The sequence below is a fragment of the Coprococcus sp. AM14-16 genome, from assembly GCF_003434675.1.
Classification (GTDB): Bacteria; Bacillota; Clostridia; order Lachnospirales; family Lachnospiraceae; genus Coprococcus; species Coprococcus aceti.
In genome coordinates this window covers 203,989-216,957 of record NZ_QTLL01000003.1, presented here as the reverse complement: position 1 = coordinate 216,957, position 12,969 = coordinate 203,989, and the positions used below count along the sequence as shown (strand labels likewise).

Sequence of the window (12,969 nt, the reverse complement as noted above, 5' to 3'; positions counted from 1 at the left end):
GTCCGTGGATGGACATGTCTGACGCTGTTTTTTGTTTTACTTAAAGATATCTTAAAGATTCGCCTCATTGAAACTTAAAGGGATGGCGGCTATAATCAGCAGGTGTAGTGAGAAGCTGCAGTGCGGATTACGCTGATGGATTGAGGAAGTGTAACCATATTGTAATAACTCTTACATATAATTAAGTCTGTTGAATGTATATTAAGTTGAACTGGCAGAAAGGCTTGGCATATAATCTATTCGATTTTGGAAGAAGAAAAAGGTGGTTAAACGAGGTGGTAAATATTGAAAAATATATTGGAATTTATAGAGAATTCGGCTTTAAAATATCCAGACAAGCTGGCAGTTGCAGATGAGGAAGGCGGACTCACATATGGTCAGATGGAGAGGCTTTCCAGACAGATCGGTGCATGGATATATGAGAAGACAGATGGCGTGAGGAATAAGCCTGTTGCCGTGCTGTTGGACAAAAAGCCTGGGAGTGTGGCTGCCTATATGGGAGTTGTATACAGTGGCAATTTCTATGTGGTACTGGATGCGGAGATGCCGGCGTCCAGAGCCGAGTCGATACTCGGAACGCTGAATCCGGTTGCAGTCGTGACTGACATCGGGCATATGGAGAAGGCACTGGAGCTTTCCAGAAATGGCGTGGATGAAGATGGATGTCATGGACAGGAAGGCGAGAACAAAGAGGTATTCAGGATATTAAATCTTGACGAGCTGGACACAAGTGCAGATCAGTCGGTGTTGGATGCGGTCAGAAGCAGGGCGATAGACACGGATCCCGTGTATGCGCTTTTCACATCGGGCTCGACCGGAGTTCCAAAGGGCGCTGTGGTATCACACAGGAATGTAATATCCTACACCTACTGGTACACGGAGGCATTTGGTATAGACGAGAGTACGATATTCGGAAGCCAGACACCGTTCTACTTCAGCATGTCGGTGTCAGATCTCTACAGCACTCTTAAAAATGGTGCCACGCTGTACATCATACCGAAGGCGTATTTCACCTTCCCTATGAAGCTGATGGAGTTCATGAATACATACAGGATCAACACGATATACTGGGTGCCATCGGCACTGCAGATCGTTGCAAATTACAAGCTGTTCCAGTACGCCCAGCTTCCCGAGCTGAAGAAGGTGCTGTTTGCCGGAGAGGTGATGCCGACAAAGCCGCTGAATTACTGGATACAGAATCTTCCGGATGCCATGTATGCAAATCTGTTCGGCCCAACAGAGACGACCGACATATGTACGTATTACGTGGTGGACAGAGTATTTGCCGATGACGAGCCGCTACCGATGGGACATGCGTGCAACAACTGTGATGTGTTTGTTCTTGATGAGAACGGTAGGGAGGTGTCACCGGAGATTGATCCTGAGACGGGCTTCAGCCGTGAGGGTGAGCTCTATGCCAGGGGTTCATTTGTGGCGCTGGGCTACTTCGGAAATGCGGAGAAGACGAGAGAGGCATTTGTCCAGAATCCGCTGAATCCGTACTATCCAGAGCTGGTCTACAAGACCGGTGATCTGGTGAAGTACAACAGATACGGCGAGCTGGTCTATGTGTGCCGTAAGGACTATCAGATAAAACACATGGGTTACCGCATAGAGCTCGGCGAGATCGAGGCGGCAGCGGGAGCCATAGACGGAATCAGAAGCTATGCCTGCATATACGATGATGCGGCGGACAAGATCGTGTTCATCTACGAGGGCAGGAAGAAGGACGAGACGGAGCTGCTTAAGGCGTTCCAGGAGAGGGTTCCACATTACATGGAGCCGAACCGTTTTGTCAGGGTGACAAGCATGCCCCACAATGCAAATGGCAAGATAGACAGGAAGAGGCTGAAGGCGGAATACGCGCAGGGAAAATAGCGAATATCTACATAAGCGTGATATACCACATTCGGAACGCTCTCGCTCATTTCGGTCTGCAGCGGCACTAGCACTTGCAAGCGCGTTGAGTGCCGGCGACCTCAAATGTCCTTCATGTGGTATTATCAAGCTTATATAGATATAATTCACTTTATGTGCTGCGCTGGTATTGCCGTGAAAATTATAATATGTAGAAAATTTTTATTATAAGGAGATATGGGATTATGGAAGAATTATTAAAGATTTTGAATGAGGTAAAACCTGGAGTTGATTATGAGAACGAGACAGATCTTATAGGACATGGCGTGCTGGATTCCATCACGATGGTTACGCTGGTGCTTCAGCTCAGCGATGAGTTTGACGTAGACATTTCTCCTGTTGATATCACACCGGAAAACTTCAAGACAGTCCAGACCATATACGATATGATCCAGAGACTTGAAGACGAGTAAGAGCAGATATAGATATTGGAAGATGGCGGGGACTGACTGCCGTCAAAAAATACTGGAGGAGTGAGAAATATGTCATATACGTCGATATCGTATCTGGTATTTATATTGCTCGGAGCGTTTATAGTGTACAATATAGTGCCGCTGAAGCACAGATGGAAGGTGCTGCTGGCATTCAGCTATCTGTTTTATTTTATCAATTCAGGCAGATATATCATATTTATCCTGTTCGGGTCGCTGACCATATATGTGGGCGGCCTGCTGATAAACAAGATAGATGATGGCTGCAGCATGGCAAGGAAAGCTCTGCCAAAGGAAAACAAAAAAGAGTACAAGGCACTTATCGGATGGCAGAAAAAGTGCGTGTGCGTATGCGTGGTGCTTGTGAATGTAGGAATCCTGGTATTCCTGAAATATTCGGTATTCCTTGGACAGGTATTTACAGATGTGCTTGGACTCATACACATAAATGTAGAGAATCCGATGTATCAGAGGATGATGCCGCTTGGAATCTCGTTCTACACACTGTCTGCGGTGAGTTACATAGTGGACGTGTACAGAGGCAAATACAGGGCATCGGACAAGTTTGGCAAGGTTGCACTTTTCCTTGCATTTTTCCCGCACATTGTTGAGGGACCTATAGCCAGGTTCGATCTTGTTGGAGAGCAGATGTATGAGGGGCACAGGTTCAGTTATGAGAACATGACCATGGGACTCCAGCTTATACTGTGGGGCTTCTTCAAGAAGATAGTTATTGCAGATCGCGCAAATATGTATGTGAACCAGATATTTGACAATTACGCAAGATATACAGGACTTCCGGTAGTAGTGGGAATGCTGCTCTACACATTACAGCTCTATGCGGAATTCTCAGGCTGTATGGATATAGTAAGGGGAAGTGCCCAGATGTTCGGAATAGGACTCTCAGAGAACTTCAATCAGCCGTTTATGTCAAAGACGGTCAGTGAGTTCTGGAGAAGGTGGCATATGACTCTCGGTGCATGGTTCAAGGACTATGTGTTCTATTCAGTTTCACTGTCCAAGCCATTTGTGAAGTTGAGTAAGAAGACCAGGGAACATATGAATACTTTCTTTGCGACATTTGTTCCTATGTCTATAGCGATGTTCATAGTGTGGTTTGGAACGGGTATTTGGCACGGCGCAAGCTGGAAGTACGTCATGTATGGTCTTTATTACTGGGCTATCATGGTAATCGGACTTCTCATGGAGCCGCTTTTCAAGAAGCTGTATGGGAAAATGAATGTTGACCGCCAGGGAAAGGTATATAGGCTGCTTCAGGTTGTCAGGACCTTCATTTTTGTGAATGTGGGAATGCTCATGTTCAGAGCTGATGATCTGACAGCATTTGGACATATGTTTGCGTCTATGTTCAGGGGATTTACATTTGCGGATCTGACAAATGGAACTTTGCTTGGAATGAAGCTTGACATGGCAGATTTTGCAGTGCTGGCAGTGGGCGCGCTCATTCTGTTCCTGGTTGGACTTTGCAAGGAGAAGGGACATCAGATAAGAGCAGAGCTTGCCACGAAGAATATAGCCCTCAGATGGGCAGTTTACTATGTGCTGCTGTTTGGAGTGATCATACTCGGAGCATATGGCAAGGGCTATGAGGTGGCTGGATTTATATATGCACAGTTTTAGAGGTGATTTATCTATGAAGAAAAGTGGACGTAATATAATAAAATCCATAGCATTTGCCCTGGTGGCCGTGATGATCATGGGAGTGCTGGGAGCTGCGTTTACTCCGAAGCGGAGCGATCCGGGAAGCGGAATAACCAACTCGAATGCAAGGGGCTTTTATGGAGAACCGAAGAATTCGATAGACGTACTGGTGCTTGGAGACAGCAATGCCTACAGCGCATGTTCTCCGATGTATATATGGAACAAATATGGAATTCCAACATATGTGGCGGCTGAGGGGTTCCAGAATGTGACCGGGGCATCCAATCTTCTGGATGAAGTGCTCACATGTCAGAAGCCAAAGCTGGTGGTGTTCGATGTGAATATGCTCTGGACAGGCAAGACGACATTGAAAAAGGTGGAGAACAATCTGAAGAATCTGGCATATAAGTATCTGCCTCTTGCACAGTACCACAACAGGTGGAAGAGCATGAGTGTTTCGGACATGTTCGGTGCCAGGGACTACACATACAGATCAGCCTCAAGAGGACAGTATCTCAGCATGGAGGTCAAGCCGTTTTCAGGCCAGAGCAAGATGGTGGAAACCAAGGCTGTTGAGGACATACCGGAGGTATCAAAGATACTACTCGATAAGCTGATAGACAAGTGTGAGAAGAATGGAATCAAGATCATGTTCATGGAGACTCCGACGGCGAAGTCATGGAATTATGCAAGACACAATGCCATGGTTAAGTATGCTAAGGCCAAGAATATTGATTTTGTCGATATGAATACGCTCAAGGGTGATTATGCAATCGACTGGAGCACTGACACGAGGGATGGCGGAAGACATCTCAACTGCAAGGGCGCAGAGAAGGTAAGCGCCTATCTTGGAAAATATATTTCAGAGAATTATTCTTTTAAGGATAAGAGACATTCAGAAAAGTATGCGGACTGGAATAATGACTATCTGGATTATGTGAAGTATATGTCCGGTGAGACTGTGTCGCTGGAGGCACAGCAATCCGAGGAAACTGTATCCAACAACTAGATATAAAATATATAAGTGGACGGAGGATAGAATCCCCCGTCCACTTTATTTTTTATTTTACTGTAACTTTGCATCTGGCAGATATATTGCCGGAAGTATATGTCTTTTTCTCAGTGCTGTTTGAAGGTGTGAGAACCGGTTTCAGCAGATAGCTCTTGCCGCGCTTAAGGCTGATCTTCGATGGAACCTTAGTAATCTTTCTGGTTTTGACAACTGGCTTTTTGACAGTTATCGTGACTGTTTTCTTTATGCCGCTCTTCAATGTGATGGCTGTCACATTGACACGCATTGTCGCGGTGACCTTTTTCCCGTATTTGCGGGTCTCGGTTATCATCCTCTGCGGCATAGACAGAGACAGGGATCGTCAAAGTCAGTGCTGCAGACATTATAAATGCTGGCAATAATTTTCTTATCCTCATAGACATAGGCTCCTCTCTTTCATTAAAGGTCAATCTGTTTATAAAAAACATGCAAAAGGATACAAAAAGGATATAAGTTTGAAGTATACTGTGTTCAGAATCTTAGATATCGATGATTTACATAGAGTGGCACGGCGCTGTAAGGTATACAGAATCAAAGCTGCCACGGGGAGGAAATATGAAGCATAGCATATTGCTAGTCGAGGACGAGCAGAAGATAGCAGAGGGAATAATGGACTATATGAACGGCGGGGAAGCAGAATATGAGACCTGTTTTACCTGGGCTGATGATGGAGACAAGGCACTGGAGCTTGTGTATGAGAACGAATACGATCTGGTGCTGCTGGACGTTATGCTTCCGGGGGCAGATGGATTTGAGATATGCAGGGCCATCAGGGCAAAGAGTTATGTGCCTGTCATTTTCCTGACTGCAAGGGGCAGGGAGGACAGACTGTATGGCTATGACATAGGCTGTGATGACTATGTGGTGAAGCCGTTTTCCATGGCGGAGCTTTCTGCAAAGATCATGTCATTCCTCAGAAGAAGCAAGGGGCTGTGGGAGAAGAAGAGTAGCATAGAGGCGTATGACATCGTGATCTATCCGGACAAGCTTCAGGTATTTGTTGCCGGGAACGAGGTAAGGCTTGCACCGAAGGAATATGCCATGCTGAAGTATTTTATGGAACACAGAGGGATGCTTATCACAAGGGATGATCTTCTGGTCAGACTGTGGGGCTATGATTATGAGGGCAGCGACAGGGTAGTGGACAATCATATCAAGAAGCTTCGACAGGCACTTGGAGAGTCGGGTAAAAAGATCAAGACAGTATTTGCAAAGGGATACAGGATGGATTGAGACTGTGCGAAACGGTGCAAAGTGTAGATATAATTAATGGATGTGTCAGTACACAGACCCCATGACTCGGAGGTTATTAAAAGGGAAAGGATGTTTTATAATATGAAGAAAAATAAAAATATGTTATATGGGAAAAAACAAAGATTCGGTTCATTTTTTCTGAGAATATTTGTGCCGTTTATATTGGTGGCAGCATTGCTGGGAGGGATCGTGACCTATCTGTTGGTATCTATATATAATACTAGTGTAGACAACGGTGTAGCGAGTGCTGAGGAACGAATCAGGGCAAATGTAAATGAAGCAGTTACAGAATATCAAGATGCACTGGCAGGAGCCTATGCGGATGGGATCAATTATGATTTTGAGACTGCGGATAACAAATTCACCAGTGATGTTGAATATACGTGCGAAATGCTAAGTGCGATTGCAGTGGATGGCGGTGCTGCTGCAAGTCTGTACTATAAGGACTCAGATGGCACTTTGACATTGGTTGCCGGGCATGACTACCGTATGTTTTTTGTTGTCACAGATGATAACAATAAAAAGTTTAGATTGTCATGTACATATGAGGATTATCAGAAGATGATGGCGGAGGCTCCAAGATACGGAAGTGCCGATGGTTTGCCTGCTTTATCCAGGATAGAAGAGATATATGTAAAGGGAACCAGTTTCTGGATAAGTAAATATAGTTACTATGACTACGGTGATGACGTTAAGGTCATAGGAACTCATGAGGCTCAAATGGACTATGGCGAATCTGATGAGAAGAGTGTCACAGTAACAGAGATCCCCGATGGTTATGTGAAGCTTGACACAAGCAAAGGATACCATTTTTATAATAGCAGTCTTATCGGTTCGGGAGCGGCTTCCCGTAATATGGATTATGAAGGAAATATAGAGACTCTTGTGGCAGATCTGGGGGACTCCGGTGTTGGAAGTTCATCAAGAGTCAGCAGGAATTGTGATCAGGGAAAGCACAACACCGATGTGGTAGCGATTGGAAATAGTTATTATCTGGTGATGGATTATCACACCGACCTCGTAAAGTCTTCATTTGGAAAAGTGATAATTGCCACGTGGATAGGAATAGCACTGCTGAGCACGCTTGTCTCACTTGCAATAGCCTATGTATTGTACAGATCATACAAATCTGTCTATGACATGGAGCAGTACAGGCGTACCACATCAAATGCTATGGCGCACGATCTGAAGAGTCCACTGGCGGTCATCTCACTTTACGCTGAAAATCTCAAGGCTGGCACAAATCCTGAGAAGAACCAGTATTATATGGACGGCATACTGGATGAGGTCAGACAGATGAATACGCAGGTTGCGACTATACTGGATATGGCTAAGGCAGAGGACGTGGATACAAAGCTCAAAAAGACAGAAGTGGATCTGGCAGGCATAGTTGACACTGTGGCACAGATATATAATGAGAAAATATCGGAGAAAAACGTGCAGATCGATATATCGGGGGCATGCACGGTCTCTGCGGATGAAGCTCTGATGTATCAGGCTGTTGTCAACATCATGGATAACGCTGTCAAGTATGTGGCTGATGGCGGACACATCGATGTGAAGCTATCGGATAAAGAAGTGTCATTTGTCAATTCCTGCGAACCGATTGATAAGGACACACTGACAAATGTATGGAAGCCATTTGTCAAGGGGGACAATAGCCGTCACGGACATAAGGGCACCGGACTTGGACTTTCGATCGTCAAGACCATCATGGACAGACATGGATTTGACTGTGAGATGAAGAATGTCGATGGGGGAGTGGAAGTGAGATTGATATTCAAATAAGAAGGAGTGGGATTTATGCATTTATCGGTATCACAGGAAAAGTTAAATGAAGAAATAGGTGATGAGTATCGCATGGAGCAGCTCATGGCTAAAATCCGGGATACAGAGAATTTGATCTCTGAGTCCGAGAAAAAGATAGCTGCCTGTGAGTTAAAATACTCGGAGCTGCTGAAAAATTTCAAGATCACCATGATACTGCTTCTGGTTGTTGTGGGGATATTTGCTTATATAGCGGCAAATGCGGCGCTTATAGCGTACAGGTTCGTTGCACAGACGTATTTGTTTGTCTTTGCTGGGGCTGTGGTGGTTTCGTTCATAGCATATGTGATAAGACGTGCCGCAAAAGAGATTCCTATGTACGTTCATTGCCGCCAGGAGGAGAAAGGAACTTCCCAGGATACCAGCAATTATGTTTATAGGATAAAGCAGGAGAAGAGACATCTGGCAGACTATAATGCAGAGCTTGAGAAGGTTAAACGGGAATTAGACAAAATTGTCGGCTGACAATAATTGGGCTGACTGCTCTAAACAGAGTAGTCAGCCCTTGCTTTGTATATAACAATGTTGTTTCAGGCATTCTTGCTTTTGTAATCCTCGCCCCAATTTCTCATTGCATCAAGCACAGGCTGGAGACTCTGACCGAGTTCAGTCAGTGAGTATTCCACTCTGGGCGGAACCTCCGCATACACCTCTCTGTGGACGAGTCCGTTTTCCTCCATGTCACGGAGCTGTGCGGTGAGAACCTTCTGTGAAACAGTTCCGATGGATTTTTTCAGTTCTCCAAATCTCTTTGTGCCGGTTATCAGATCTCTCAGGATCAGAACCTTCCATTTGTCGCCGATAAGACTTAATGTCGTCTCAACCGGGCATGCCGGCAATTCTTTTAATTTGTCGCTCATAATAATTACCTCTTAATAAAAATATTTAATAGTGTTATAAAATCCAATAGTTTCTTTTGGTTACTTATAGGCGGATTATACCATACATACTATAAATACACCAGCTTTGTAATATGAATGCGCATATTGGGGTGACAGTTGACATAAGATTATACATTTACAGCGTGACATAATTATGCTACAATAATGACACAAGAAAGAGAGGTGTTGATCATGCCAACTATTATGCCAATTAGAGATTTGCGAAATACAAGTGAGATTTCAGAATTAGCTCATAAGAAACAGGAGCCTATTTTTATTACAAAAAACGGATATAGTGATTTAGTTGTAATGAGTGCAGAGCTGTACGAAAAATTTGCACAGATCAACAGGATCGATCAGGCAATCTATGAAGCTGAAAAAGAAGTAGAGAATGGGGCTGAACTGATATCGGTAGACAGTGCTATAGAAAGGTTGAACAAAAAATATTATGGATAAATATAGCGTAATCTTATATCCTAGATCCTTTCGTGATATCGATGACATATATGCGTATATAGCGCTTGAGAAGATGTCCCCGGAGAATGCAAAGGGACAAACGGATAGGATATGGGATGCGATAAAATCACTTGAACAATTGCCTGAATCACATCAGGATCGTTTGGTTGGGCAATTTGCTGGAAAAGGATATAAGCAACTGATAGTAGATAACTACATCGTAATATTCAAGATTGATAAGGAACAAAATAGAGTATATATAGTAACCGTTCAGTACCAGGGAAGAAATATCTGAGTAATATAACGGTTTATTAGATGACCATACTTCATATGAGGTATGGTTATTTTTATGTAATAATTTTTTATTTATCGTTGATTTCCCACAATAGTAACCTTCAGGTAACTACACCACAATATTGTGCGTACTTTTTTTAATAGAAAACCTCTTATAGAATAGTGCTCAAGAGATAAGAAAAAGACGAGGAGGTACGGCGATGAACACAGAGAGATGCCTGCAGATACTCAGGGAGATAAAGGATGTGGCATTTGCCACGGTGGATGACAAGGGCATGCCGCAGATAAGGATAATAGACATAATGCTGGTGGAAGGTGAGAAAGTTTATTTCTGCACGGCAAGGGGCAAGGATTTTTACGCGCAGCTCATGCGTGATGGAAATGTTGCGGTGACGGGCATGAACAGAGAATATCAGATGATAAGGCTGAACGGAAAGGCGCGCAGACTGGATGATCAGAAACTGTGGATCGACAGGATATTTGCGGAGAATCCATCCATGAACAGTGTATACCCGGATGACAGCAGATATGTGCTTGAGCCGTTCTATATTGACAATGGGGCGGTGGAATTCTTTGATCTTGGCAGGAAACCGATAGTCAGAGAGACATTTGCGCTGGGGAAAAGTGAAAAGACTTTCAAGGGATACGAGATAACCGACAAATGTATCCAGTGCGGGAAATGTGAGCGGATCTGCCCGCAGAAGTGCATTAAGGATTTTGTGATAAACCAGACCCACTGTCTGCACTGCGGATTGTGCTTTGAGGAGTGCCCGGTAAATGCGGTGAGGAAATTGTGATAGAAACCGAATCCACAGGATAAAGTTTAAGGGGGATATAATATGTTAAAAGAAATGTGGACATTGCTGCTTGAGAAGAAAGGATTTTTCCTGGATCTTCTTGTGGAGCATATAGAAATATCGTTGTTGGCAATAGTAATAGCTATAGTAATTGGCGGGGGTGCTGGAATACTGATAAGTGAATATCAGAAGGCGTCAAAGCCGACGCTCGGAGTGATAAACTTCCTGTACACGATTCCATCGATCTCCATGCTGGGATTCCTCATACCGTTTTCAGGTGTGGGAAATGCGACGGCGGTCATTGCGCTGACCGTATATGCATTGCTGCCGATGGTCAGAAATACCAACACAGGTCTGACAAATGTAGATGAGAACATTCTCGAGGCGGCGAAGGGCATGGGAAGCACAAGAACGCAGATATTATTCAAAGTCAAGCTTCCGCTTGCAATGCCGGTTATAATTTCCGGAATCAGAAACATGGTGACAATGACGATAGCGCTTGCCGGTATAGCATCATTCATCGGCGCCGGTGGACTTGGCGTGGCGATATACAGAGGAATCACGACAAATAACATAGCCATGACGATGGTAGGAAGTTTGCTCATTGCGCTGCTTGCACTGGCATTTGACTTTGCTCTGGGATTTGTGGAGAGGCGTCTTTCAAAGAGAAGTGTTAAAGCAAAGAAGACAAACAGGATAATGGCAGCAGTATGCGTGGCGCTTGTTATGATACTTGTTCTGATTCAGGTGGTACCAAAGGATAAAAAGGAAACCATACGTATCGCCACAAAGCCGATGACGGAGCAGTACATACTCGGCGAGATGCTTGATATTCTGATCGAACAGGATACGGATCTTGATGTGGAGATAACCCAGGGCGTGGGTGGCGGAACTTCAAATATCCAGCCCGCCATGGAGAGCGGTGAATTTGACATTTACCCTGAGTACACGGGTACTGCATGGAATATGGTTCTGAAAAAGGATGGACTGTACACTGAGGATATGTTCACGGAGCTTGAGAGTGAGTACGAAGATTCACTTGGAATGAGCTGGGTGGGCATGTACGGATTCAACAACACCTATGGTCTGGTGGTGCGCAAGGAGATTGCTGACAAATATAACATCAGGACGTATTCGGATCTGAGAGCGGTATCAGACAAGCTTATCTTCGGCGCTGAATATGATTTCTTCGAGCGTGAGGATGGATATGATGCACTCTGCGGCGAATATGGATTCAATTTTAAGAAGACGATGGACATGGACATTGGCCTCAAATATCAGGCAATTAATCAGGGCAAGATTGACGTTATGAATATATTTACAACAGATGGACAGCTTGCGGCATCAGATGTGACGGTGCTGGCGGATGACAAGAATTTCTACCCGTCATACATGTGCGGAAATGTTGTCAGAAACGAGGTCGTTGAAAGCCATCCGGAGATAAAGGATGTGCTGGATGAGCTGTCAGGAACAATAACCGACAGCGACATGGCACAGATGAATTATGATGTTGAGACTGAAGGCAGAGAGCCTAGAGATGTTGCGGAGGAGTTTTTGTCCGGTAAGGGACTTTTAAAATAGGTTGGAGGTACCAATAATGAATACTGCTATTGAATTTAGAAATGTAAAAAAGTCGTATGGAGATAAGACGGTCATAGAAAATCTCAACCTCACAGTTGAGCAGGGAGAATTCGTAACCATAGTGGGTTCGTCAGGCTGTGGCAAGACGACAGCGCTTAAGATGATAAATGGTCTTATCGACGCCACAGACGGAGATATATTGATCGGCGGCGAGAATATCAGGGACAAAGATCTTATTGAGCTCCGCAGAAGTATTGGTTATTCTATACAGGGAAGCGTGCTTTTCCCCCACATGACAGTGGAGGAGAATATATCCTATGTGCCGAATCTTCTAAATAAAAATAACAGGGCAAAGACGAGGGCAGCCGTAACAAAATGGATGAAGATAGTGGGGCTTGATGAGGAGATAAAGAGCAGATATCCGGGCGAACTGTCCGGCGGACAGCAGCAGAGAGTCGGAATCGCCAGAGCACTTGCGGCATCGCCGGAGATATTGCTGATGGATGAACCATTTGGCGCAGTTGACGAGATAACGAGAGCTCAGCTTCAGCAGGAGATCAAGAGAATACATGAGGAGACGAAGATAACTATCATGTTCGTGACGCATGATATATCGGAGGCGCTCCTGCTTGGAACAAAGGTGCTTGTTATGAATAAAGGCAATGTTGAACAGTATGATACGCCGGAAGAGATATTGAAAAATCCCGTAACAGACTTTGTGGCGCAGCTAGTCTACAGGCAGAGACACCAGTGCAATCTGCCGGATGGTCAGATCAGGGATTGTCAGTACAGTTTTGTTGCGGGTCTTGATTAGTGAC

Annotated in this window: 14 protein-coding genes; 12 read left to right on the top strand and 2 right to left on the bottom strand. The window is 44.6% G+C overall.

Annotated elements, in window-relative coordinates; translation table 11 throughout:
* Positions 1-285 precede the first annotated feature (285 nt).
* From DW159_RS11365 to DW159_RS11350, 4 genes are all read left to right on the top strand, one after another.
* The gene (locus tag DW159_RS11365; RefSeq protein ID WP_117550864.1) at positions 286-1,878 is read left to right on the top strand and encodes an AMP-binding protein; all 1,593 of its coding nucleotides are present in this window, start codon (positions 286-288) and stop codon (positions 1,876-1,878) included.
* Positions 1,879-2,102: 224 nt separating this feature from the next.
* A complete protein-coding gene (locus DW159_RS11360) occupies positions 2,103-2,330 on the top strand; it encodes an acyl carrier protein (RefSeq protein WP_015533721.1) in 228 nt (75 codons plus the stop codon).
* A gap of 69 nt (positions 2,331-2,399) precedes the next feature.
* Positions 2,400-3,989: an MBOAT family O-acyltransferase gene (locus tag DW159_RS11355; protein ID WP_117550862.1), complete on the top strand. Its 1,590-nt coding sequence runs from the start codon at positions 2,400-2,402 to the stop codon at positions 3,987-3,989.
* 13 nt (positions 3,990-4,002) lie between these two features.
* The gene (locus DW159_RS11350; protein ID WP_117550860.1) at positions 4,003-5,019 is read left to right on the top strand and encodes an SGNH/GDSL hydrolase family protein; all 1,017 of its coding nucleotides are present in this window, start codon (positions 4,003-4,005) and stop codon (positions 5,017-5,019) included.
* 52 nt (positions 5,020-5,071) lie between these two features.
* On the opposite strand, the gene DW159_RS11345 is transcribed toward DW159_RS11350, so the two are convergent.
* Positions 5,072-5,353 (bottom strand): hypothetical protein, encoded by a 282-nt coding sequence (locus DW159_RS11345; RefSeq protein ID WP_117550858.1) that lies wholly within the window; start codon positions 5,351-5,353, stop codon positions 5,072-5,074.
* A gap of 263 nt (positions 5,354-5,616) precedes the next feature.
* On the opposite strand from DW159_RS11345, the gene DW159_RS11340 reads away from it, so the two are divergent.
* From DW159_RS11340 to DW159_RS11330, 3 genes are all read left to right on the top strand, one after another.
* Positions 5,617-6,294 (top strand): response regulator transcription factor, encoded by a 678-nt coding sequence (locus DW159_RS11340; protein ID WP_117550856.1) that lies wholly within the window; start codon positions 5,617-5,619, stop codon positions 6,292-6,294.
* 102 nt (positions 6,295-6,396) lie between these two features.
* Complete coding sequence (locus DW159_RS11335; RefSeq protein WP_158547606.1) at positions 6,397-8,103, top strand: sensor histidine kinase; 1,707 nt, start codon at positions 6,397-6,399, stop codon at positions 8,101-8,103.
* Between the two features lie 15 nt (positions 8,104-8,118).
* A complete protein-coding gene (locus DW159_RS11330; RefSeq protein ID WP_117550852.1) occupies positions 8,119-8,607 on the top strand; it encodes a hypothetical protein in 489 nt (162 codons plus the stop codon).
* Between the two features lie 65 nt (positions 8,608-8,672).
* Here the strand turns inward: DW159_RS11330 and DW159_RS11325 are convergent, their stop codons facing one another.
* Entirely contained in the window at positions 8,673-9,002 is a 330-nt protein-coding gene (locus DW159_RS11325) for a winged helix-turn-helix transcriptional regulator (protein WP_117550850.1), read from the bottom strand.
* A 213-nt stretch (positions 9,003-9,215) separates the two neighbouring features.
* Between DW159_RS11325 and DW159_RS11320 the strand changes: the two genes are divergently transcribed.
* The 5 genes from DW159_RS11320 to DW159_RS11300 all read left to right on the top strand — a co-directional run bounded on the left by DW159_RS11320 (position 9,216) and on the right by DW159_RS11300 (position 12,965).
* Positions 9,216-9,479, top strand: a complete 264-nt coding sequence (locus DW159_RS11320) for a type II toxin-antitoxin system prevent-host-death family antitoxin (RefSeq protein ID WP_022059559.1) — start codon at positions 9,216-9,218, stop codon at positions 9,477-9,479.
* Positions 9,472-9,774 carry a type II toxin-antitoxin system RelE/ParE family toxin gene (locus DW159_RS11315; protein ID WP_117550848.1) on the top strand — a complete coding sequence of 101 codons (303 nt, stop codon included), beginning with the start codon at positions 9,472-9,474 and terminating at the stop codon, positions 9,772-9,774. Before DW159_RS11320 ends, DW159_RS11315 begins: the two co-directional genes overlap by 8 nt.
* 199 nt (positions 9,775-9,973) lie before the next feature.
* Positions 9,974-10,570: a 4Fe-4S binding protein gene (locus DW159_RS11310; protein WP_117550845.1), complete on the top strand. Its 597-nt coding sequence runs from the start codon at positions 9,974-9,976 to the stop codon at positions 10,568-10,570.
* A gap of 42 nt (positions 10,571-10,612) precedes the next feature.
* Positions 10,613-12,151 carry an ABC transporter permease/substrate-binding protein gene (locus DW159_RS11305; protein ID WP_117550844.1) on the top strand — a complete coding sequence of 513 codons (1,539 nt, stop codon included), beginning with the start codon at positions 10,613-10,615 and terminating at the stop codon, positions 12,149-12,151.
* 16 nt (positions 12,152-12,167) lie between these two features.
* Positions 12,168-12,965, top strand: coding sequence for an ABC transporter ATP-binding protein (locus DW159_RS11300; protein ID WP_117550842.1), 798 nt, complete (start codon positions 12,168-12,170; stop codon positions 12,963-12,965).
* Positions 12,966-12,969 lie beyond the last annotated feature (4 nt).